Raw genomic sequence first — 22,610 nt, forward strand, 5'->3', positions numbered from 1 at the left:
TTAGCAGTTGGTATCTTTAGCTTGCACGCCTTCTTTTACTTCTTCACAGGCGTCCTCAACACTGTTGCCAATTTTATCGGCTGTCTGATCTACAGACTCACCCAGCTCCTCAGCAGGGCCTTCGTTAATATCGCAAGCGGCCAGGGCAAAAACGGAGAGCATGATTGAAAAAATCAGGGTCAACTTGGTCATTTTGTAAGTCCTCATTCTTAGTAGTTACATTTCAACTTTATTGCTAGAAAACTATTCTGTAAAAAATCAATTTTCTGCATTTACATAAAATGTTATTCAAGGAGTGTGCCAACTTTGTGGGATGCAGTGATTCTGCGCGGTTGCGCTGGATTCTCTCGTTTTGGCTGTGGGTAATAGTTGCCCATACTGTAAAAATTGGCTGGCAATTGGGCTTGAAATTGTAATAGCTACAAAAAACCTTCGAAATTTAGCAAAAATACTTGGAAATTCGTTGGCATGGGGATTGCAAATTACCCATTGTCAAAGGAGGGCGGTGCTGAATCTGCTCACTAAAACACAGGAACGCTCAATTTTATAAAAGTTGAGTGGAGTGTTTTACCAGTTGAGGTCATAAATTTATTGTTTGCTAGAAAGAGAGTAGGGGTCTCCTATGCTCATTTGGGTTAATACCTTTTTAGTGCTGTCAATTATTGCCGGGATTATAGGTTTCTCTGGCTTTGCCAGCGGCTCTCTTGATTTTGCGAAGGTGCTGTTTGCGGTATTTGCGTTACTGTATGTAATTTCGCTGGCAGCACATTTTATGACGAAGCGTGAACCCCCGGCCGATTAACTCGTTTTTGCCAGTATTAAAAAGAAGGAAGAAACATGGATATTCAAGTAGGTGGCATATTAGGTTTTCTGATTTTGGTTGCTGATATTTGGGCCATTTTAAATATTGTGCAGTCGGGGAGTAGTACGGGTTCGAAGTTGATCTGGATTCTACTCGTCTTGTTTTTGCCGGTGATCGGTTTGATTTTATGGTTCCTTTTGGGTCCCAAGAGTGCCAGGGCTTAATTTTAGAGGCTTTTGGTAGTTTTTTCAGAAGGTTTTGATGGACCTTATTGCTGCGTCGCAGCTCTTTCTAGAGCTGCGACGCTTTTCATCCTCTAATCGCCGTGGCATCTCCCTAGGTATTTGGGCGTATATTCTTCCTCGGAGTGGCGAGGTATCGGCCCTGATCTTAAGATGATGACAAGGCTTCCGGGTGGCAGCCAGAGCCCATAGGCATTCGCCTGCAGAGCCTACCTGCCTGTGTGCCCAGGCTTGATATAAGTCAACCTGATTTGAAAGTGGCGCTTAATTTCTTATTCGCATTGGTTAATTCCGCGCCGGCCCCCGATACTGCAAAGCAGGGTATAAAAGGGAGCATTAGCGTGCGGTTACTCAGTCACACAATTGGTATTCTGACCAATCCGGAAAAAGAGTGGAAAGCTATACGGGCGGATCGTCACTCTTTCTTCCAGGTTTTCCTGACCCATGTGCCATTTTTGGCGTTGATACCCACAGTCGCCGGTTATTTTGGCGTGACCCGTGTAGGTTTTGAGGTGGGCGGTCACTTGGCAAGGTTGACCCCGGGGAGCGCAGCGGTTTTGTCTATCGTTACCTACTTTGCGCTATTGGTTGGCGTTTATTGCCTGGGCGAGTTTATTAACTGGATGGCAAGATCTTACGGGGTGGAGGGCGATGAGCCCACTAGGCATTATGAGGGTACAGCGCTTGCAGTATTTATTAGTACGCCAATTTTTCTCGCCAGCATCGTGGTGTTGTTTCCCCATCCCTGGCTGACCATGGCCTCAGTGGGGATTGCCGGAATGTACTCTATTTACCTGGTGTTTGCTGGCATTCCGATTTTAATGAATATGAATAAGGACCGGGCATTTCTTTATGCTTGTGCGGTATTGACCGTCGCCTTGGTCATGATGGTGACGGTACTTATTACCTCTGTAATTTTGTGGAGTGTGGGTATAGGCCCCATTTACCAGCACCATATTCACTAAGGCATTTGATGCGTGGTTTCACCGCTGGTTATTTCACCGGCAGCAAGGGCGGCATAGGGCAGTCCAGGCTGTCGGCCACCGCGCGCAACAATTCAATTTCCTCCGCTTTGATAACGCCATTGTGGTTCAGGGTATGAACCATAGCCTTCAGGAGCGCGGGCTTTTCCAGCGGTTTCATTTGACCGGCTATTGCGATGGCTTTATCGAGGTGCTGCAGGCCGATGTCTTTGCGGCTCGGTAGTGGCGTTACATCCAGGGACAAAAACTTTAGGCCCTGTTCGTAGGCGCGCTTCGCCGGCAGGTACTGGTTGTTGCCCGCGTGAGCGATAGCGGCCAGAAGAAAGCGGGAGGCATCCTTGCTGGCCCCTTTTTTATTGGAAAGGCGCTGTCGATCGGGCGTTTGTTCCAGAGTGTGCATTAGTACCCGGTACAGTGCCCACTCCCAGGTCTCAATAATTCCATCACTGCGCAAGAGCTTGATCAGGTTTCTTTTGAATATTTGATACTGCTGAGGAACCAGCGCTTTGAGCGCAGGGATACAGAGATCCAACAGTGGCAGGCGAGCATTGTCGGGCAGGGCCTTTATTTGCGGTGCCAGCTTGTCCATTTCCCGCACAACGGCAGGGTGGGCAATTTTTTTCAGAAGTGCCATTTGGGCCCGCTGCTTAGGCGCTTCGTTGTGTAATAACAAGTGATAAACCAAGGCGCGCGCAATAAAGGGATCATGTGCGGCTTGCTGGAGACTGACCGGGATGGATTGCAATAGCTGACGGCCGTATTGCACCTGTTGTTCACTGGGGTTTGCAATACTGTTGTCCACCGCATCCAGAGTCATTTGAAATGAGGCAGTCCCTGCGATACCTGCCGCCTGTGGCCGGTTCGATTCTCTCCCCTGAAATTGTGGGGTTGGGCTGGCGCCGCTGGGGTACTGGCCGTTCCAGGTGGGGTCGAGCCGCAAAATGCGCTCGGTTAACGGGGGGTGCGTGGAAAAGAGGTTGAAAAGCGAGCGCTTTAGACCGCTGGCGAAAAACAAATGGCTGAATTCCGCTGCTCTGCCGTTGCTCAGATTGGAACCGGCGCTGCTGCCACCAATTTTTTTCAGTGCGCCGGCGATGCCCGAATTGTTACGGGTGAATTGCACGGCCGAGGCATCGGCGAGAAACTCCCGCTGGCGGCTCACGGCGGATTTGATCAGGTTGCCCAGCAGTGTCCCGGTGTAACCCACTCCTATCAAGGCGACGCCGAGTCCAAATAAAACGGCGCGTCTGCGATTGTTGCGGTTCGGATAGATACCGCGCACCAGCCAGTGACCGAGCAGGCCGATGATCAATATCCCATTTAACAAACCAACGATACGAATGTTCAGGCGTGTATCGCCATTGAGGATGTGGCTAAATTCATGGGCCACTACGCCTTGCAGCTCATCTCGGTTGAGCCTCTCGATACAGCCTCGGGTGAGACCGATTACCGCGTCGGAGGGCTTGTAGCCCGCGGCGAAGGCGTTGATGGCCTGATCTTCGATCAGGTAGACATCCGGCACCGGGGTGCCCGAAGCGATCGCCATTTCCTCTACCACATTCAGAGCGCGCTGCTCCGCGGGACTCTGTGGGGCAATATTGAGTTTGCGCCCGCCGAGCGATTCCGCCACAGCAATGCCACCAGTGTCGAGCTGGTGCAGTTTGTACAGGCTGCCCAGGCCTACAATGATGGTAATGGTGAGGGCAATGGAGCCTACCGTTTGCCAGCCCAGCAGTTGTTCAATGTCCAGCGGAGAAAAAAACTGGCCGCGGGAGTAAGCCACAGCGGCAGCGGCGATCAGGGTGGTCAATCCAATCAGCAAGACTACCGCCAGAGAAAATAGAGCGATTAACAAGCCGCTGTTCCGCCTCGCTCTATCCTGGTACTCAAAGAAATTCATGGTTTAAAACTCTATGCGCGGGGCTACCTGGATGGCTTCGGTGTTGGCAAACTCGAGCAGGCGGCCGTCGGTGCGGTGACCGAAGAATCCCGCGAGCAGAACCGGGGGAAAGCTCTGTTTGTAGATGTTGTAACTGGTGATGGCGTCGTTGAAAGCCTGGCGGGCAAAGGCAACCTTGTTCTCGGTACTGCTCAGCTCTTCGCTCAGCTGCATCATGTTTTGATTGGCCTTGAGGTCCGGGTAGGCTTCTATAACAGCACTGAAGCGACCCAATGCACTATTCAGAGCACTTTCGGCGCGACCGAGACTTTCTATTGCGCCGGCATTGGAGGGGCTGGCCGCCGCGGCTTTTAGGTCGCTGATGGCCGTGTTGCGCGCGCTGACCACGGCTTCCAAGGTGTCCCTTTCGTGCTTCAAATAACCCCTGGCAGTTTCAACCAGATTGGGAATCAGGTCGTGACGGCGCTTTAGTTGCACTTCAATTTGCGCAAAGGCATTTTCATTGCGGTTTTTCAGAGAGACCAATCGGTTGTAGATGCCGACTCCGTAAAACAGTAGCGCGGCCAAAACAACCAACACGACGATACTCGAAATCTCCATATACTCTCTCGCCACTTTCTCATGTGATTGGCGTCGATAGTAACACGGCCCTTGCTTCAATTGAGATGCACCACTGCGCGACCCTGGCGAAGCGGAGGGTAGCTTCGGCTATAATGGCGCGACATTAAAAACAATTGCCGCCACAACAATGATGGCGGCGCAGAATTGGGAGCAGACAGAATGAGCGATGTAACCTCAGATCCGGTAGTGATCGTTGGAATGGCGCGCACCCCGATGGGTGCTATGCAGGGCAGCCTGTCGGCGCTGAGCGCGCCGCAGCTGGGTGCCGCAGCGATTCGCGCAGCCCTGGAGGACGCCGGCGTGGCGCCCGCCGATGTCGATGAAGTACTGATGGGTTGTGTGCTCCCGGCTGGTGTTGGTCAGGCTCCTGCACGCCAGGCGGCACTGACGGCGGGCATTCCCGAGGGCACACCTGCTACCACGGTGAATAAAGTCTGTGGCTCCGGTATGAAGACCGTGATGATGGCCCGAGACGCCCTGTTGCTGGGCGAGGGGAAAATTATCGTCGCTGGGGGTATGGAGAGTATGAGCAACGCTCCGTATCTGATACCCAAGGCCCGCTCCGGCATGCGTCTGGGACACGGTGAGATCAAGGACTCTATGTTCCTCGATGGCTTGGAGAATGCGGCCGATGGCAAGTTGATGGGGACCTTTGCCGAGGCTACGGCAGAAAAATACGGTTTTACTCGTGAGGAGCAGGATGCCTTCGCGTTGGAATCTCTCGCCCGCGCCCAGGCGGCTATCGAGAGCGGTGGCTTCGAGCGCGAAATCGCCCCGGTCACTATCACTTCGCGCAAAGGCGAGGTGCAGGTTGGCACCGATGAGGCGCCGGGCAATGCTCGCCCGGACAAAATTCCCCAGCTAAAGCCAGCTTTCCGCAAGGATGGCACCGTGACAGCGGCCAACTCTAGCTCTATCTCCGACGGCGCTGCGGCCTTGGTGTTGATGCGCAAAAGCGAGGCGGAGAAGCGCGGCCTTAAAGTGCAGGCGGTGATCAAGGCCCAGGCCCAGTTTGCCCGCGAGCCCGAGTGGTTCACCATCGCCCCCGTAGGCGCCATGCACAAGTTGCTGGAGAGTAGCGGCTGGTCTGCTAGCGATGTCGATCTGTTTGAAATCAACGAGGCCTTTGCTGTGGTGACCATGGCGGCTATGCGCGAGCTGGACCTGCCCTGGGAGAAGGTCAATATCAATGGCGGTGCCTGCGCACTGGGGCATCCGCTCGGGGCCAGTGGTGCCCGAATCCTGACTACTCTGCTGGCGGCGATGGAAAAACGCGATGTGAAAAAAGGGGTGGCGAGCCTCTGTATCGGTGGTGGTGAGGCCACTGCGGTCGCGATAGAGCGCGTATAAATCGCTCGCGCTCTTTTGCATAAAAAACGGAGGCTTGAGCCTCCGTTTTTTATGCTGCCGATTCTCGCCGGGTCGCATCTGAGCCCGGCGACGACGCTTCAGTTTTAGTTGATGTACTCTACGGCCTTGACCACTTTTTGAACTCCGCCAATAGAGCGGGTGATGTCCGCGGCGCGTTCGGCTTCGGCCGGAGTCAGTAGGCCCATCAGGTAAACCACGCCGTTTTCTGTCACAACCTTGATGCGGGCACCATCGATTTCCTTGTGCGCGAGCAGGTTGGTTTTTACCTTGGTGGTCAGCCAGGTATCGCTGGTGGAGGCGAGCAGGGTGACTTTGCCACGCACCTGGGTCTCATTATAAACCTGACGCACATTCTGCACCTGGCTTGCGGTGCGCCCGGCGAGCAGGCGCAATTCCTGATCGGGCACCTGTCCGGTAAGCAGTACCACACCATTGAAGGAGGTGATATCGATATTCGATGCCTTCAGGTCCGGGTGTGCTTTATTGATATTGACCGTAACTATGGTTTCGATTCTCTCGTCATCGATATAAGTGCCCAGTGAGCGCTTGCCCGGGTCTTGCTGAATGGGGCCATCGTGCGTGGCCTCCATAACGGTGCTGCAGCCGCTCAGAAGCGCGGTTGCGGCGAGTGCAGAGAGAAGACGTTTTCCCAGGGAAAGTCGGTTATTTTTCATTGTTCAGTCCTCGTAGCCACCAAACAGGCTGCTGTCGATTAAGTCACACAGGCAAAAAATAGTCAGAAGGTGTACCTGGTGTACTTCAGCTGCGACATCAGATGGTACGCGCAGTTCAATATCGTGTGTATCGATTAGGGCTGCGCAGTCGCCGCCGTCGCCGCCGGTCAATGCCAGTATGCCCATATCGCGATCCCGCGCAGCGCGCATGGCTTGTACCAAATTGGAATCGCGGCCGTCGCTGCTAATAATTACCAGAAGGTCGCCGGGTTGGCCAAGGGCGCGCACCGGATGGGCAAAGGTATCCGCACTGCCGTGATTCTGTGCCACTGTGCCCATCGAGACCCCGTCGCTGTTGAGCGCCATGGCGGGCAGCCCGGGGCGCTCCCGCTGAAAGCCGCCAGTCAGTTGCGAGCAGAAACTCTGTGCCAGGGCACCGCTGACCCCATTGCCGCAGAGCAACACTTTGCTCTCTGCCAGCAGTGTGTGCACCACCATTTCACTGGCTTCCGCAATCAGGGGCGCCAGTATTTCACCGGCGTTCATGGTGGCTTCCAGGCTGTGGTGAAAAAGGGTTACGACTCGCTGTTCCATTGTGTCCTTAATACAGGCGAACTGCAGTTCGCCATAACTTGGCAAGGTAAATCTCGGTTTTGCCTCAAGCTTCGAAGGCGTTCTTTATCCACTGAATGTTTTGCGCATCGCCCTCTATGGCAAGGACATCGAAGCGGCATGGACAGTCCAGTTTGTGTTGTTGCAAATAGTTTTGGGCGGTGGCGAGCAGCTTCTGTTGCTTGCGGATATCCACACTGGCCCCGGCGCCGCCGAAGCGATTGTTGCGGCGAAAGCGCACCTCCACAAACACTACAGTATCGCTTTCGCGAGCGATTAGGTCTATCTCTCCGTGACGACTGCGGTAATTTCGTTCGATCAAAGAGAGTCCAGCACACTGTAAATAGTGTGCTGCGGCCTCCTCCATCTGGGCGCCGACGCTCCCCGCGGAGCCCTTAAAAAGCTTCACTTTCGCCGGGCTGCAGGCTGGGTTGTTGTGCGGGAAAGTGGGGCTCCATAGTGGTTACCGGGACGGGTATCCCCTTTTCAATTTGCGCCCACATCTGTTCGCGCACTATGCGGCCATCCGCACTTAGACTCAGCGCGCCGGTGAGGCCGTGCATCTTTTGTGCGGGGAATTGGCGCAACATGGGCAGGCGCGGATAGAGGCGGAATGCATCGGCGCCGAGGGCGTAAAGGCGCGCAAAAGCCGGTGGTGGGGCCGCCTGTTGTTCGATCTCCTGTTTGGTCGCATTGTCTTCAAACAGCCAGGGCAGAGCGGTAAATCGTACTCCATTGAGGTCGCGATCGCGGTTTGGGTTAGCTTTGCCGGCGAATACGTGTGAGGTCGCGTAAATCGGCAGGTCATTGGCGTAGTAGTAAGTCAGCATGGGGTTAATCTGTCGGGCCTGCTGCGGTAGGGCGGCGACAAAGATCATATCCACATCGCCGCGCCGGCGTGGAGTGAACTCCAGCGGTGCGGACAGGCGGCCCTGCAGCGTTTTCTTGCGCGCGTTGCTGTCGGGGATCAGTAAAGCATTACTAACCAGATTGGAAAACTTACTGCTTTTCGTGAAAGTTTTGTTGATGCTCACCGAGCCGCCGAGTTGTTGCCAGGCCTCCACAAAAGTCTCGGCACCGCGTTGCCCCCAGCTGCTATCGCTGGTCAGGATCATGGCCTGGCGGTGGCCTTGGCGGTAGGCGTGTTGGGCGATCTGGCGCGCTTCATCCTCAATGGCCAGGCCGAACTGAACCAGATCGCCAGTGAGGCGGCCCTGGTCGCCGTAGTTCAGGGCGAGTGTGGGTACGGGCAGCTTTTCGGTGGCCAACAGGTTGGCGACCTTGCTTTTGTCGAGAGGGCCGATAATGGTTTGGGCCCCCGCATCCACCGCGGCTTGGTAGATTTCCTCGAAAGGCTGCTCGGTGCCGGTGTCGTACACCATTACTTTTGGCGTTGCGGCACCGGCTGTCAGGGCGGTGTAGTGGGCCGCCATAAAGCCGTCGCGAATTGCGCGACCGGCGCTGCCGAGTGATCCGCTAAGTGGTAGCAGCAGGGCGATATTATTGGCGCGTTGATCCGCCAAGCGCTCGAGTAGCTGCAGTGCTTGAGGTGGATGGGTATTGGCGCTGTGGGCTGGCCAGCGTTCGCGCCAGCGGCTTAGGGCAGAGAGCTGCGAGCTGATATCGGACTGGGTGTCGCGCCCCAGCAGAGCCAGCTGGTACCAGCCGCGCATCTGTGTGTCCCTACTGGTGTTGGCGCGCTGCTGGAGTTCGCTGGAGGGGAGTTGAGTCAGCAGTTGCCAAAAACCGTTGTTGTTTTCGGTAATGGTCTTGTCGGACTGGGTCAGGTAGGAAATCTCGCGGCGCTCACTGATGGCGCTGTCCAGGTTGCCCAAGAGCCCCCAGAGATCGGCGCGCAGGTTGCGCAGTGGCAGCGCTGTGTCGCGCGGCAGTTGCGGCCAGACACCCTCGAGGCGGGGTGAAGTCGCCAGATCTAGGGCCTCAAAGAAATCGTCATCATCGACTAGCAGGCTGCCGTACACCTGGGCGTAGTTGGCAAAGAGGGTGTTATCGAGCTGCTCGGGAATAATTTTGGTAACAGCTTCTTTGGCCGTCTCTTTGTCGCCCAGCTCGTATAGAATGGCCGCCGCTTGCAGGCGCTGTTGATCACGTGCGGGTGTCGGCAGGGTGTCTGCCCTGCGCAGCAGGCGCACGGCATCACTGCGGCTGGCTTGGTGGCTGGCCGGATGTGTTGGCTGGTAGCCCCCTGGTCGTGAGGCCGGAGTCTGGCAGGCAGCCAGTGCCAGTGCCAGTGTGGCGGTTGCCACACTGGTTATCACAGTAGAGGTACGCCGGGAAGAGGCGGACATATTCTTCTCCCGCAAAATTTATATTTGGAGTGAACAGCTATGGGGCCGGATCAGGCGCTACTTTATATTGTCGCTACGCCCATCGGTAATTTGGCCGATATGGTACCGCGAGCCATTGAAGTTCTACAATGTGCCGATCTGGTTGCGGCAGAGGACACACGTCACAGTCAGAGACTCTTTTCTCATTTCAATATCGATACGCCTCTGATGGCGTACCACGATCACTCCGACGACAAGCGCACCGGCCAGATCCTGCAGCGTTTGGAGCAGGGGCAAACGGTGGCGCTGATCTCCGATGCGGGCACGCCACTGATTTCTGATCCCGGCTACCGCCTGGTGCGCGAGGCGCGTGAACGGGGCATCCGCGTAGTGCCGATTCCCGGAGCCTGTGCCTTCGTGGCGGCACTGAGTGCGGCGGGATTGCCCAGTGATCGATTCAGCTTTGAAGGTTTCCTGCCCGCCAAGACCGGCCCGCGGGAGCGGGCACTGCAGGAGCTGGCGGGGGATACCCGTACTCTGGTCTTCTACGAGGCCCCGCACAGGGTGGCCGATACTTTGCAGGCTATGGCAGAGGTTTTCGGCGCCGAACGCGAGGCGGTCATCGCGCGGGAAGTGAGTAAGGCGTTCGAAACTTTCCAGTTACTACCCCTGGGGGAGCTGGTGAGCTGGGTGCGCTCCGATAGCAATCAGCAGCGCGGTGAGATTGTCTTGCTGGTGCGCGGTGCCGAGCGCCGTCGCGACACAGAGCTGGATGGTGAGGCGCAGCGGGTAATGTCCCTGTTGTTGGCCGAGCTGCCACCCAAAAAGGCCGCCGCTATTGCCGCTGAGATCACAGGGGTGAACAAGAAGGTTCTGTATAACTGGAGCCTGGAACAGAAATAAGGCGCAATCTTTTCGCTTTGTGGGGAAATCGCTGTTGCAATCCGGCTGTCGCCTCATTACTCTTCGCGGCGAGCTGGCTGGGCAATCGCTGTCGCCTTGTGCGATGGAGGAAAGTCCGGGCTCCATAGGGTGGAACGCCAGGTAACGCCTGGGGGGCGCGAGCCTACGGAAAGTGCAGCAGAGAGTAGACCGCCGATGGCCCGCTTGCGGGCACAGGTAAGGGTGAAAGGGTGCGGTAAGAGCGCACCGCGCGGCTGGCAACAGTTCGCGGCATGGTAAACCCCGTTCGGAGCAAGACCAAATAGGCCCTCAATAGGTGTGACCCGCACTGAGGGCGGGTAGGTCGCTTGAGGTGTCTGGCGACAGGCATCCCAGATGAATGATTGTCCTCGACAGAACCCGGCTTACAGGCCAGCTCACACAATTCTAAAGCCCGGCATCCGCCGGGCTTTTTGTTTTGGCCCCAGTTTGGCGCTGGTTGGTTGGCGCGAATCCCCATTGCGATTTAGTGAGGAAGTTTGGGCTTTTGTCGTTGGCGCAGGCATCGGCACAGTGGCGGCTGGTTTAAGATGATCGATTATTTTGTGAGTGAGCGCTCGCACTATTTGGCTGGGTTGTGGGAGTGATTTTTATGTCATTGCTTCCATCTGGGCTGCAGACCGCGAATTTACTGGGGTTTATGGGGACTTTGCGGTCGATTTCCTTGACTTTGTGTCGACCAGTTTTATAGTGTCGAAGGTGGGGAAAAGTGGAAAATCGTGGAACTTTGTGGTTTATTCGTTGCGGGTGAGTGGGTATTTACACCGCGCGGGTAAAGTTTGAATTTTTCCTGCTATCGGCCCGCCAAAATAAGGCCTGCCGCGACAAGTGCGAAACAAGCGAGCTATATCACAAAGTGTATCTGGGTAGCCATGCAATCAATATGGACGCCAAGGGGCGTCTGGCGATTCCGGCGAGGGTCCGCGACCGCTTGCTGGATGAGTGTGCCGGTTGTCTGGTGGTGACTGCCCATACGGAAGAGCGCTGCTTGCTGGTATATCCGGCGCCTCAATGGCAGCAAATCCTACCGAAGGTGGAGGCTCTCCCCAGTTTTAACAAGGTGGCACGGCGTGCCCAGCGGTTACTGATTGGCTACGCCTGTGAGCTGCAAGTCGATGCTAATGGCCGTGTGCTGATTCCCCCCACCCTGCGTGAGTACGCGGGGTTGGAGAAAAAATTGATGCTCGTGGGGCAGGGTAAGAAATTAGAACTTTGGAGCGAGGAACGCTGGATGTCCTGGCTCGATGACAGTGAAGACGAGGAGGGAATGCCTGAGGAAATGGCTTCCCTCTCTTTATAGGAGCACACCGGGTGTCTCAAGAATTGCATCGCAGTGTGTTGCTGCGTGAGGCCGTGGACGCTTTGGTGACTGATCCGGAGGGTTTCTATGTGGACGGAACCTTCGGGCGCGGTGGACACAGTGCCGCGATCCTCGAACAGCTAGACCCTAACGGGCATCTGCTGGCGGTGGATAAAGACCCCCAGGCGATTGACTACGCGCACGAGCGTTTTGCTGGTGAGGCGCGTTTTTCGATTTGGCACGGTTCTTTTGCCGATATGGATCTCGCCGTAGCCGAACGGGCCGGCAAGGTCAGTGGCATCCTGCTGGACTTGGGGGTTTCCTCACCTCAGCTGGACCAGGCCGAACGCGGCTTTAGTTTTATGCAGGATGGGCCATTGGATATGCGCATGGATACCAGTCGAGGTATCAGTGCCGCCCAGTGGGTCAATACCGAAGCCGAGGCCGAGATGGTGCGGGTATTTAAAGAATACGGTGAGGAGCGCTTTGCCCGACGTATTGCCGCTGCGATTGGGCGCCGCCGAGTGGAAACACCATTTGCGCGCACTTTGGATTTGGCCGAGGTGGTCAAGGCGGCCAACCCGGCTTGGGAGAAGGGCAAGCATCCCGCTACCAGGGTCTTTCAGGCAATTCGCATTCACGTGAATGGCGAGCTGGATGATCTGCACAATGCACTGGAAAAGTCTCTGCAGTTGCTGGCACCTGGAGGGCGGTTGGTCATTATCAGCTTCCACTCCCTGGAGGATCGCATGGTTAAGCGCTTTATCCGCGACAAAGAGCGCGGGCCAAAGCTGCCTCGCGGGCTTCCGGTGATGGATAGCGAAATTATTAAAACCCTGCGTTCGCTGGGTAAAGCGGTGAAAGCCAATACCGTGGAAATCGATGAAAATTTGCGATCGCGCAGTGCCGTAATGCGGGTTGCGGAAAAATTGGGCGGGAGTTGATCTGGTGTCCACTAGATCGCTATTGGCCTTGGCCGCACTTTGGGTCGCTGCAATTGCCTCGGCTTTGGCGGTGGTGTATTCGACGCAGCGCAATCGGGAGTTGACCGCCGAATTAGGTAGGGCACAAAAGGCCCGCGATGAGTTGCGCTATGAACAGGAGCGCTTGTTGTTGGAGCGAGGCGCCTGGTCTGCCTACAGCCGTGTGGAGAAGGTGGCGCGAGAAGGGTTAAAAATGCATATGCCGAGCCCCTCGGAGCAGGTGCTGGTTCCGGCAGAGTGATGCTTTAGCGCAGGGGTTTGCACTGCGCTTCTGTATTTATAGGCGCGAATGGATTTCTATCTAATCGCGGCAAAATAACCATAAAAATTTTATGTGCCGATGCGCAATCGGGGGTGGTGGTCGAATGCTCCCGCGAAGAGGTTTGCCCTCAGGATGAAAATATAACGCCAATTGGAAAATTATGGGCGCAGTAAAGAAAAAGCAAACTCAACCGGGAATCGCTCGCTGGCGCTTTGTGCTGGTGGCGGCCCTGTTGTGTCTGCTCGCCCTGGCGTTGGTGTTGCACCTGGCGCGTCTACAGGTCGTGCCCGCAGCAGAGCGGGGTTACCGTTTTCTGCAGGACCAGGGGCGCGCGCGTACCATCCGCACTGAGGAGATAGCGGCTTACCGAGGCTCCATTGTCGATCGCAATGGCGAGCTGTTGGCGGTGAGCACCCCTGTACACAGCCTTTGGGCCAACCCCAAGCTGCTGCGTGAAAGCAGTCCTGCCCAGGTAAGCGAACTTGCACGGGCTCTGCAGATAAAGCCGGGAGCGTTGTCTGCTCGCCTGGAAAAATACCGCAATAAAGAATTTATGTACCTGCAGCGCCACCTGACGCCCGAGCAGGCGGAGCAGGTGTTGTCTCTCGATTTGGCCGGCGTTTACAGTAAAAAGGAATACCGCCGTTTTTACCCTGCCGGAGAAGTGGTTGCGCAGCTACTGGGATTTACCAATATCGATGATCGGGGGCAGGAGGGTATTGAACTCGCCTATGACAGCTGGCTCTCCGGTGAGCCTGGAGCCCAGCAGGTGGTCAAGGACCTGAAAGGCCGTACGGTGCAGGAGCTGGCTATTCGGCGGGAGGCCCAGCCGGGGCAAGAGCTGCGCCTGTCGATTGATATGCGCCTGCAATACCTCGCCTATCGGGAGTTGAAACGTGCCGTGGGGGAAAACGGTGCAGCCTCCGGGTTTATGGTTATTTTGGATACCCGCAGTGGCGATGTCCTGGCGATGGCCAATCAACCTTCTTTTAATCCCAATAATCGCAAGGGAGTGAAGGCCGCGGCAATGCGCAACCGCGCCCTGATCGATCAGTTTGAGCCCGGCTCTACGGTGAAACCCCTGACGGTACTGGCCGCCCTTGAGAGCGGGCGCTACAAACCCCACACCCAAATTGATACCAGTCCGGGTTATATCCGTGTGCCCGGCAAAACCCTGGTGGATCCGGTTAACTACGGCAAGCTGGATTTGACCAGCATTATTACCAAGTCGAGCCAGGTGGGTATTACAAAAATTGCCCTGGATTTGGAACCAAATACGTTACGGGAACTCTTTTACCGCCTGGGGCTGGGAGAGGCGATTGGTAGTGGCTTCCCTGGAGAGACCCCGGGAATCCTTCCCAGCCGCAGTCGCTGGCATCCAATCGAGCGGGCCAATTTTGCCTTCGGCTACGGTTTAACAGTGAATGCGGTGCAACTGGCCCAGGCTTACAGTGTACTGGCCAACAGTGGGCTCAAACGCCCGGTGTCTTTGGTTTTATCCGGTGACAAAACGGACGTTGAAGCGGCGCGCGTGGTCGGAGGCCCCCTCGCTAAGCAGGTGAGCGCCATGTTGGAGACGGTCATTGGCAGTCGTGGTACCGGCCGCCTTGCGGCGGTTGAGGGTTATCGGGTGGCGGGAAAGACCGGCACAGTACACAAGGTTGGCCGTGGTGGTTATGCCGATAATCGCTACCGTTCAGTATTCGCGGGTTTTATCCCCGCAGATAAGCCGCGCCTCGCCGCGGTTGTAGTAATAGACGATCCCAGTCAGGCGAAATATTACGGTGGTGAAGTGGCCGCGCCGGTATTTGGCGCTGTGATGACTGGGGCCATGCGCCTGCTGCAGGTACCGCCGGAGCGTAAGTCGTCGGCGGAGCGGCAGCTGGCCGCGCAGTTAAGCGAAAGGGGTTCAAAGTCGTGACTCAGCGCGAACAATTATTTATTTCCCTGCAGGAGCTGGTGCCCGGCTATGCGGGTATTCCCGATGTGCCGGTCAGTGGAGTGGCGCTCGACAGCCGCCAAGTGGCGGCGGGCGATGTTTTTATGGCATTGCGTGGCTCAGTTGTAGATGGGCGGGCCTATATTGATGCGGCTATCGATGCTGGTGCTGCAGCGGTACTAGCCGATGGGGATAAGCTGGAGAGTAAAGAATACCGAGATATTCTAGTGGTCACTGTGCCGGGGCTCGCCAAGCGTGTGGGGGAGATTGCCGCACGCTTCCACGGTAATCCCAGTGGAAAAATGCATCTGGTGGGGGTGACTGGCACGAATGGTAAAACCACCTGCGCCTATCTCACTTCCCAACTACTCGCCCAGCATTTTGGCAGTGCCGCACTGATAGGCACCATTGGTAATGGCATTTGGAATAATGGCGTGATTGAGCTGCAGGAAACTGGGCTCACTACGCCGGATCCGGTGCGCTTGCAGAAGGATTTTGCCGATTTTCGCGATCGCGATGTGGGCGCGGCGGCGATGGAAGTCTCCTCCCACTCCCTGTCTCAGGGGCGGGTACATGGCCTTATTTTCGATACGGCAATTTTTACCAATTTGTCCCGCGATCATCTCGATTATCACGGCAATATGGCGGCCTATGGCGCGGCCAAAGAGAAGCTTTTTGGCCTGCCGAAATTAAAGCGCAGCATTATTAATTTGGATGATCCATTCGGTGCGCAGTTGGCTGAGCGTTGTAGGTTACGCGGGCTGCGTGTACTGACTTATGGTCTGCAGGCGGGTGACCTGCATGTGACAGATTTGCGTCGCCACGAAAAAGGGTTTTCTGTGCAGCTCAGCTCCCCATGGGGAAGTGGAGAGCTCAACGCGTCACTGATTGGCGATTTCAATATATATAACGCTCTTGCCGTAGTGGCTGCAGCGGGTTCTGCGGGGATGCCGTTTGCAGAAATTCTTGCGGCTTTCCCCTCTATTCAGGCGGTGCCCGGTCGTATGGAGCGGGTGCAGGTTGAGGATGCTGACGAAGTGGGCGTACTGGTCGATTACGCTCATACCCCGGATGCGCTGCGCGCTGCACTCGCCGCTGCGCGCCCTTATTGCCGTGGCAATTTGTGGTGTGTGTTCGGTTGCGGTGGCGATCGCGATACCGGTAAGCGCGCCTCTATGGGGCGCATAGCCTCCGAAATGGCCGATCGCGCCATCGTAACCAGTGATAACCCGCGCAGCGAGGAACCGCAAAAAATTATTGACGATATCCTTGAGGGTGCCGCGAGCAATATTGAAGTGGAAATTGATAGGGCCAAGGCCATTGATCGAGCGGTAGCTGCGGCGCAGCCGGGCGACATCGTATTGATTGCTGGCAAGGGCCATGAGGATTATCAGATTATCGGTAGCGAAAAAATTCACTTTTGCGATCGTGAGCAAGCTGCAGCGGCGCTTCGCCGGCGCACGGGCAAATCCGCCCAGGGCGAAGGTGTAGAGGGGGAAACCGAGTGATTGGGTCGCTGACTCTACAACAGTTGCAGAAGCGCTTTGGTGGCGAACTGGTGAATGGTTCTGTCGAGTTTTCCGAGGTGTGTAGTGACACTCGCAAGCTGAGTCCCCAGGCCCTGTTTGTCGCCCTAGTGGGCGATAACTTCGATGCTCACGATTTTGTCGGTGAGCTGGATGGCCAGGTACTGGGTTTGGTGGTTGATCGGGAAGTGCCGAACTGCGGATTGCCCCAGTGGCGGGTGGAAGACACTACCGTGGCGCTCGGCCAAATTGGTCTGCTGTGTCGCGAGCAATTCAGCGGGCCGGTTATTGCCATTACCGGCTCTTGTGGCAAGACAACGGTCAAGGAAATGTTGTCGGCGATTTTTTCCCTTAGCCACACACCCTGTGTGACCAGGGGCAACCTGAATAATCAATTCGGTCTGCCCCTAACGCTCTTCAGTCTTTCTAGAAAGCACGATGTATTGATTCTTGAAATGGGGGCCAACGGGCCTGACGACATTGCCTACTTGTGCAGTATCGGGAAGCCGCAGGTCAGCGTCGTTAATAATGTAATGCCTGCCCATGTAGAGGGCTTTGGCTCTATTGATGCAATTGCGAAGGCAAAGGGACAGATTTACACCAGTCTGGATATTGGCGGTACGGCAATTATTAATGCCGACGATAATTATGCCGATTATTGGCGGGGGCGGATGCCTGAAGGCGTAGAAACCCTGGAAGTAGGCCTGGCCAGCCAGTGTGAAATTTATGCGGATAATATTGTTCTGGATAAATCCGGATGTGCCGCGTTTGACCTGGTTATCGAAGGACTTGCGCACCCGCTGCAATTACAGTTACTCGGTGAACACAATGTGCACAATGCGCTGGTAGCCGCGGCCTGCGCTTTTGCTGCTGGCTTGTCTGCAGCAGAAATTGTCCAGGGGCTCAGTACTTTGAAAGGCGTAGACGGCCGCCTGCAGGAACAGCGCGGCATCGCCGGGGCCACCGTCATTGATGACAGCTATAACGCCAACCCGGGTTCGGTTGGGGCTGCTATTGAACTGCTGGCGCAGCGCTCGGGTAAGAAAATCCTGGTGCTGGGGGATATGGCTGAGCTTGGCCCAGATGCTGAGGAGATGCACCGCAGTGTCGGAGACCTGGCGCGGGAGCGCGGGCTCGATGCGCTATTTACTCTGGGACCGTTGGGTGCCGCTGCCAGCTTGGCGTTTAATCAGGGGAGCAGTGAGTCCTTGCGAAATTACCGGAACAGGGAGCCGCTTATCGCAGCTCTGACTCACGAACTGGATAACAATACCACCATTTTGGTGAAGGGTTCTCGCAGTGCCCGTATGGAACTGGTCGCTGAGGCCCTGCTTGGCAACAGCAGAGGGGAGAAGTAATGCTGCTTTGGCTGGCGGAATTATTACAACAACATGTGAGCACCTTTTCGGTGTTCAACTATTTAACCATGCGCGCCATTCTGGCAGCCCTGACGGCCCTGGGTATTTCCCTGATCGTTGGGCCGCGCATGATCACCTGGTTGAACCGTTTGCAGGTTGGGCAGGCGATCCGCGACGATGGTCCACAAACTCACCTGAGTAAGTCCGGTACTCCCACGATGGGCGGCACCTTGATTCTTGCCTCGATCTTTGCCTCGGCGCTGCTGTGGTCGGATCTTGGCAATCGTTATGTGTGGGTTACCCTGTTGGTGACTTTTGTCTTCGGTGCCGTTGGATTTGTCGATGACTATAAAAAGGTCGTACACAAAAATCCCCGCGGCTTGATCGCGCGCTGGAAATATTTTTGGCAATCCATTGCCGGCCTGGGCGCGGCAATTTATTTGTTTATGAGCGCGACGAGCCCGGCGGAGACTCAGTTTTTTGTGCCCTTCTTTAAGGATGTCGCCATTAATTTGGGGCCGGTCACTTTTATTTTATTGACCTATTTTGTAGTAGTGGGATCGAGTAATGCCGTAAATCTCACCGATGGTCTCGATGGCTTGGCGATTATGCCCACGGTGATGGTGGGAGGAGCCCTGGGGGTTATCGCTTACTTGTCAGGACATGCTGAGTTTGCCGATTACCTGCACATTCCCTCGATCCCCGGCGCCGGTGAACTGGCCGTTTTTTGCGCGGCATTGTGTGGCGCCGGCCTCGGGTTTCTATGGTTTAACACCTACCCTGCTCAGGTGTTTATGGGGGATGTAGGTGCCCTGGCGCTGGGCGCGGCACTCGGCATCATCGCGGTGATTACTCGTCACGAAATTGTGCTGTTTATCATGGGCGGGGTGTTCGTGATGGAGACGGTATCGGTAATTTTGCAGGTGGCCTCATTCAAGTTGACCGGCAAACGTATCTTCCGTATGGCACCACTACATCACCATTTTGAATTAAAAGGGTGGCCTGAACCGCGCGTGATTGTGCGTTTCTGGATTATTACGGTCATTCTGGTTTTAGCCGGATTGGCAACACTGAAACTTCGATAAAAATACAATGAGTCTGATCGCGACTTCATCGCAGCACAAAGTGGTAATTGGGTTGGGCGCTACCGGAAAATCGGTGGTGCGCTACCTGCTGCGTCACGGTCACACTCCGCTGGTGGTGGATAGCCGCGATAATCCGCCGGGACTGACTGCGTTTAACCGGGAGTTCCCACAGATATCGGTGGAAACTGGGCCCCTGAGTGTGAACACTTTGCTTGCCGCCAGTTTGATTATTGCCAGTCCAGGCATTTCCCTGTCAGAGCCTGTTCTACAACAGGCCATTGCCGAGGGTATACCGGTGGTGGGGGATATCGAATTGTTTGCGCAGGCTCTGCTGCGCAAGCAGTCGACCGCGAAACTGGCAGCGATTACGGGCTCCAATGGCAAAAGTACGGTAACGACTCTACTTGGGAAGATGGCTGAGGTTGCCGGAGTTCCCGTGCGCGTAGGAGGCAATATCGGTGTGCCGGTACTCGATTTACTGGATGACCCGCTGCCCGAATTGTTTGTGCTGGAACTGTCCAGCTTTCAGTTGGAGACCACTTACTCCCTCGCGCCCACGGTGGCTACCGTATTGAATATGAGCGCGGACCATATGGACCGCTACCCCAGCATGGTGGAGTATCATCGGGCTAAACAGCGTATTTATCGCGGTGCTGAGGCGTTTGTGGTCAATCGTGAGGACCCGCTGAGTCAGGGGCCGCTGTCGCGAGACCGGCGTGAGACGAGTTTCGGTCTGGACCAACCCGACCTCAAACAGTTCGGGGTGCGCAAAGTTGGTGGAGAAAGTTGGCTGGCGCAGGGTAACGAAAATTTATTGCCCGTCGGTGCGCTGGCCATGGTGGGCAAGCACAATATTGCCAACGCTCTGGCTGCGCTGGCAATGGGCCGTGTGGTTGGATTGCCGATGGATGCAATGCTCTCGGTATTGCGCACTTTCCCAGGCCTGACACACCGCTGCGAGCGGGTGGCAGATTTGCATGGCGTTACCTATGTCAATGATTCTAAAGGCACTAACGTCGGGGCAACCCAGGCCGCGCTCAATGGGCTGGCTACCCCAGTACGAAAAATCGTATTAATTGCCGGAGGTGATGGCAAAGGCGCGGACTTTTCCGCCCTGGGAAAGAGTGCCGATACGCTGCGCGGGATGATTTCAATCGGTGTGGACGGCGATAAGATCGCCCAGGTATTTGCCGATCAATGCACAACTATCCGAGCGGACTCCATGGCCGATGCGGTGGTCAAGGCTCGCACAATGGCCCACAGTGGAGACTATGTGCTTCTATCGCCGGCTTGTGCGAGTTTTGATATGTACCGCAATTTTGAGGCCCGCGGTGATGATTTCCGTAAAATCGTGACGGCGCTGAGTGAGAACGCAGAGGCGGGGCAATGAGTGAATTACCCTCCCTGAATCGTAGGCGCAACTTCCTCGACAATCTGTTGCCGTTTAGTGTTTTGGCGCTGGTGAGTATTGGTGTCGTGATGGTGGCCTCGGCCTCCATTGCTTTTGCTACAGATATTTATGCGGACCCATGGTACTTCCTTAAGCGCCACTTGGTGTTTTTGACAATTGGCGCTATGGCCGCATTACTTGTAAGCCAGATTCCTTTGGTCATTTGGTCGCGTTTGTCCTGGCCACTTCTTTTATTTTCCTGCTTGTTGCTGATTGTGGTACTGGTGCCCGGTATTGGGCGAGAGGTGAACGGTAGCCGGCGTTGGTTGGTGTTTGCGGGTATCACTATCCAGCCTGCAGAAGTGGCCAAGTTTTGTATGTTGGTCTTTTTTGCCAGTTTTTTAACGCGTCGCAGCAAACAACTACATCACTGGAGCAGCTTTATGGTGCCTGTGGTGATTCTTGCAGTTGTCGCTTTCCTACTGTTATTACAGCCGGATTTTGGTTCTGTTGTGGTGCTCTCTGGCACAGTGCTGGCCATGGTTTTCTTGGGGGGCGCGCGCTTACCTCACACATTTTTGTTGGTGGCAGCTGCGGCCTGTGGACTTGCGCTGATGGCACTAATGAGCCCCTATCGTCTGCAGCGTTTATTGACATTTTTAGATCCCTGGGGAGATCAATTTGCCAGTGGTTATCAGCTTACTCAGTCGCTGATCGCATTTGGTCGCGGCGAGTGGTTTGGGGTAGGCCTGGGTAACAGCGTGCAGAAGCTGTTTTATCTCCCCGAGGCGCACACCGATTTTATTTTTGCCATCCTCGCGGAAGAGTGGGGCATGTTTGGTGGTCTTGTTGTTGTAGGGCTCTTTGTATTGTTGACCTGTTCACTGCTGCGCTTGGTGCGTGAAGCGTTAACTCAGCAGAAATTCTTTGCCGCCTTACTGGCATTTGGCATGGCGGTTCAGCTGGCTGGGCAGGCATTCGTGAATATGGGGGTGGCCTCAGGGCTGCTACCGACCAAGGGTTTGACTCTGCCGTTTGTCAGCTCTGGCGGCAGTAGCTTGATTGTGTGCTGCGCCCTGCTGGGATTGGCTTTGAGAATTCGCACCGAGTTGCGTGAGCCACTGACTAGCGGCGATGAAAATCCGGGTTTGTTTGGCCGCCTTCCCATCTTTATCCGGCGCCGGACTAGCGGTGGAGTGGCCCGTGGGGAGGTGGCTTGATGGCCCATAATGAGAACATATTTGCCGGCAAGAAATTCTTAATGATGGCCGGTGGTACAGGTGGACATGTTTTCCCCGCACTTGCAGTGGCAAAGGCTTTGCAAGAGGAAGGGGGCTGTGTCGAGTGGTTGGGTACCCAGCGTGGCATTGAGGCGCGTTTGATCCCTGAGGCTGGAATACCTCTGCACTGTATTCGCGTGGTGGGTGTGCGCGGAAAAGGTAAGTTGGCCCTCCTGAAGGCGCCGGTGCAGATATTGCGTGCAGTGGCCCAGGCCCGCGCCGTGATTAAAAAAGTTTCGCCGGACGCGGTGCTGGGCTTTGGTGGTTTTGCAACAGGTCCCGGCGGAGTGGCTGCAAGGCTCAGTGGAATTCCCCTGATTATTCATGAGCAAAACGCGGTAGCCGGCACGACCAATCGCCTGCTTGCTCGAATTGCGAGCAGGGTACTAGAGGCTTTCCCCAGTGGCCTGCCTGGTGCGAAACAGGTTGGCAATCCGGTGCGCGCTGAGATCGCGGGCCTTCCAGATCCACAGCAGCGTATTGGGAGTGAATCGCCTCTGCGACTGCTGGTCCTCGGTGGCAGTCTCGGCGCTGTGGCAATTAATGAATTAGTCCCTAAAGCCATTGCCTTGTTGCCGTCGCCAGTGCGCCCGAAAGTGGTTCATCAGGCTGGAGAGCGCCACTTACAGCTGGCCCTAGAAGCCTATAGTGCCGCCGGGGTAGAAGCTGAAGTTGTGCCTTTTATTGCGAATATGGCCGATGCTTACAGCCGGGCGGATTTGATCATTTGCCGTTCTGGTGCGCTGACGGTATCGGAAATCGCTGCCGCCGGAGTCGGAGCGATTATGGTGCCCTTTCCATTTGCGATCGACGATCACCAAACACGCAATGGAGAGTGGCTGCAAAATGCTGGTGCAGCAGTGGTTATCCAGCAGAGTGCCATGGATGCGCAGGGGCTGTCAGAGCTATTAGAGAAACTGCTCTCTGACCCCCAGAAATTATTGGCCATGGCGCAAGCTGCACGGGGTGTGGCAAAGATTGATGCAACGGAGCAGGTAGTTGGTGCCTGTGCCGAAGAGCTGGCGCTTGCCAGATAATAAACGCAACAAAAG

General features: G+C 55.7%; 22 protein-coding genes and 1 other RNA gene. 16 read left to right on the top strand and 7 right to left on the bottom strand.

Annotated features, from left to right (window positions below):
* Positions 1-192 carry a hypothetical protein gene (locus Q1A69_RS06100; RefSeq protein ID WP_299582625.1) on the bottom strand — a complete coding sequence of 64 codons (192 nt, stop codon included), beginning with the start codon at positions 190-192 and terminating at the stop codon, positions 1-3.
* Positions 193-622: 430 nt separating this feature from the next.
* On the opposite strand from Q1A69_RS06100, the gene Q1A69_RS06105 reads away from it, so the two are divergent.
* The 3 genes from Q1A69_RS06105 to Q1A69_RS06115 all read left to right on the top strand — a co-directional run bounded on the left by Q1A69_RS06105 (position 623) and on the right by Q1A69_RS06115 (position 2,009).
* On the top strand, positions 623-802 hold the full coding sequence (locus Q1A69_RS06105; protein ID WP_299582628.1) for a DUF1328 domain-containing protein: 180 nt from the start codon (positions 623-625) through the stop codon (positions 800-802).
* Positions 803-837: 35 nt separating this feature from the next.
* A complete protein-coding gene (locus Q1A69_RS06110) occupies positions 838-1,026 on the top strand; it encodes a PLDc N-terminal domain-containing protein (protein WP_299582631.1) in 189 nt (62 codons plus the stop codon).
* A 359-nt stretch (positions 1,027-1,385) separates the two neighbouring features.
* Entirely contained in the window at positions 1,386-2,009 is a 624-nt protein-coding gene (locus Q1A69_RS06115) for a Yip1 family protein (RefSeq protein WP_299582634.1), read from the top strand.
* Positions 2,010-2,037: 28 nt separating this feature from the next.
* On the opposite strand, the gene Q1A69_RS06120 is transcribed toward Q1A69_RS06115, so the two are convergent.
* Together Q1A69_RS06120 and Q1A69_RS06125 are read right to left on the bottom strand one after the other, a co-directional pair.
* A complete protein-coding gene (locus Q1A69_RS06120; protein ID WP_299582637.1) occupies positions 2,038-3,927 on the bottom strand; it encodes a M48 family metallopeptidase in 1,890 nt (629 codons plus the stop codon).
* Positions 3,928-3,930: 3 nt separating this feature from the next.
* Positions 3,931-4,527, bottom strand: coding sequence for a LemA family protein (locus tag Q1A69_RS06125; RefSeq protein WP_299582640.1), 597 nt, complete (start codon positions 4,525-4,527; stop codon positions 3,931-3,933).
* Positions 4,528-4,707: 180 nt separating this feature from the next.
* On the opposite strand from Q1A69_RS06125, the gene Q1A69_RS06130 reads away from it, so the two are divergent.
* Complete coding sequence (locus Q1A69_RS06130; protein ID WP_299582643.1) at positions 4,708-5,898, top strand: acetyl-CoA C-acyltransferase; 1,191 nt, start codon at positions 4,708-4,710, stop codon at positions 5,896-5,898.
* 104 nt (positions 5,899-6,002) lie between these two features.
* On the opposite strand, the gene Q1A69_RS06135 is transcribed toward Q1A69_RS06130, so the two are convergent.
* The 4 genes from Q1A69_RS06135 to Q1A69_RS06150 form a co-directional block, all read right to left on the bottom strand.
* Positions 6,003-6,593 carry a BON domain-containing protein gene (locus Q1A69_RS06135; protein WP_299582646.1) on the bottom strand — a complete coding sequence of 197 codons (591 nt, stop codon included), beginning with the start codon at positions 6,591-6,593 and terminating at the stop codon, positions 6,003-6,005.
* Positions 6,594-6,596: 3 nt separating this feature from the next.
* A complete protein-coding gene (locus tag Q1A69_RS06140) occupies positions 6,597-7,187 on the bottom strand; it encodes an SIS domain-containing protein (RefSeq protein WP_299582649.1) in 591 nt (196 codons plus the stop codon).
* A 64-nt stretch (positions 7,188-7,251) separates the two neighbouring features.
* A complete protein-coding gene (locus Q1A69_RS06145) occupies positions 7,252-7,614 on the bottom strand; it encodes a YraN family protein (protein ID WP_299582652.1) in 363 nt (120 codons plus the stop codon).
* Entirely contained in the window at positions 7,601-9,514 is a 1,914-nt protein-coding gene (locus Q1A69_RS06150) for a penicillin-binding protein activator (RefSeq protein ID WP_299582655.1), read from the bottom strand. Before Q1A69_RS06150 ends, Q1A69_RS06145 begins: the two co-directional genes overlap by 14 nt.
* A gap of 39 nt (positions 9,515-9,553) precedes the next feature.
* Here Q1A69_RS06150 and rsmI point away from each other — a divergent pair, with 39 nt between their 5' ends.
* From rsmI to murG, 12 genes are all read left to right on the top strand, one after another.
* Complete coding sequence (gene rsmI, locus Q1A69_RS06155; RefSeq protein WP_299582658.1) at positions 9,554-10,396, top strand: 16S rRNA (cytidine(1402)-2'-O)-methyltransferase; 843 nt, start codon at positions 9,554-9,556, stop codon at positions 10,394-10,396.
* 69 nt (positions 10,397-10,465) lie between these two features.
* Positions 10,466-10,819, top strand: an RNA gene (gene rnpB, locus Q1A69_RS06160) — RNase P RNA component class A.
* Between the two features lie 472 nt (positions 10,820-11,291).
* The gene (gene mraZ / locus Q1A69_RS06165; protein ID WP_299582771.1) at positions 11,292-11,735 is read left to right on the top strand and encodes a division/cell wall cluster transcriptional repressor MraZ; all 444 of its coding nucleotides are present in this window, start codon (positions 11,292-11,294) and stop codon (positions 11,733-11,735) included.
* An 11-nt stretch (positions 11,736-11,746) separates the two neighbouring features.
* A complete protein-coding gene (gene rsmH, locus Q1A69_RS06170; protein ID WP_299582661.1) occupies positions 11,747-12,679 on the top strand; it encodes a 16S rRNA (cytosine(1402)-N(4))-methyltransferase RsmH in 933 nt (310 codons plus the stop codon).
* A 4-nt stretch (positions 12,680-12,683) separates the two neighbouring features.
* Positions 12,684-12,959, top strand: coding sequence for a cell division protein FtsL (gene ftsL / locus Q1A69_RS06175; RefSeq protein WP_299582664.1), 276 nt, complete (start codon positions 12,684-12,686; stop codon positions 12,957-12,959).
* A 181-nt stretch (positions 12,960-13,140) separates the two neighbouring features.
* Positions 13,141-14,901 carry a penicillin-binding transpeptidase domain-containing protein gene (locus tag Q1A69_RS06180; protein ID WP_299582667.1) on the top strand — a complete coding sequence of 587 codons (1,761 nt, stop codon included), beginning with the start codon at positions 13,141-13,143 and terminating at the stop codon, positions 14,899-14,901.
* Complete coding sequence (locus Q1A69_RS06185; protein WP_299582669.1) at positions 14,898-16,427, top strand: UDP-N-acetylmuramoyl-L-alanyl-D-glutamate--2,6-diaminopimelate ligase; 1,530 nt, start codon at positions 14,898-14,900, stop codon at positions 16,425-16,427. The genes Q1A69_RS06180 and Q1A69_RS06185 overlap by 4 nt, the downstream gene beginning before the upstream one ends.
* Positions 16,424-17,803, top strand: coding sequence for a UDP-N-acetylmuramoyl-tripeptide--D-alanyl-D-alanine ligase (gene murF, locus Q1A69_RS06190; protein WP_299582672.1), 1,380 nt, complete (start codon positions 16,424-16,426; stop codon positions 17,801-17,803). Before Q1A69_RS06185 ends, murF begins: the two co-directional genes overlap by 4 nt.
* Positions 17,803-18,888, top strand: coding sequence for a phospho-N-acetylmuramoyl-pentapeptide-transferase (gene mraY / locus Q1A69_RS06195; protein WP_299582675.1), 1,086 nt, complete (start codon positions 17,803-17,805; stop codon positions 18,886-18,888). The genes murF and mraY overlap by 1 nt, the downstream gene beginning before the upstream one ends.
* A 7-nt stretch (positions 18,889-18,895) precedes the next feature.
* Positions 18,896-20,278, top strand: coding sequence for a UDP-N-acetylmuramoyl-L-alanine--D-glutamate ligase (gene murD, locus Q1A69_RS06200; protein ID WP_299582678.1), 1,383 nt, complete (start codon positions 18,896-18,898; stop codon positions 20,276-20,278).
* Positions 20,275-21,498, top strand: a complete 1,224-nt coding sequence (gene ftsW, locus Q1A69_RS06205; protein WP_299582681.1) for a putative lipid II flippase FtsW — start codon at positions 20,275-20,277, stop codon at positions 21,496-21,498. The genes murD and ftsW overlap by 4 nt, the downstream gene beginning before the upstream one ends.
* The gene (gene murG, locus Q1A69_RS06210; protein ID WP_299582684.1) at positions 21,498-22,595 is read left to right on the top strand and encodes an undecaprenyldiphospho-muramoylpentapeptide beta-N-acetylglucosaminyltransferase; all 1,098 of its coding nucleotides are present in this window, start codon (positions 21,498-21,500) and stop codon (positions 22,593-22,595) included. The genes ftsW and murG overlap by 1 nt, the downstream gene beginning before the upstream one ends.
* Positions 22,596-22,610 lie beyond the last annotated feature (15 nt).

This window comes from uncultured Microbulbifer sp. (assembly GCF_947498635.1).
Taxonomy (GTDB): Bacteria; Pseudomonadota; Gammaproteobacteria; order Pseudomonadales; family Cellvibrionaceae; genus Microbulbifer; species Microbulbifer echini.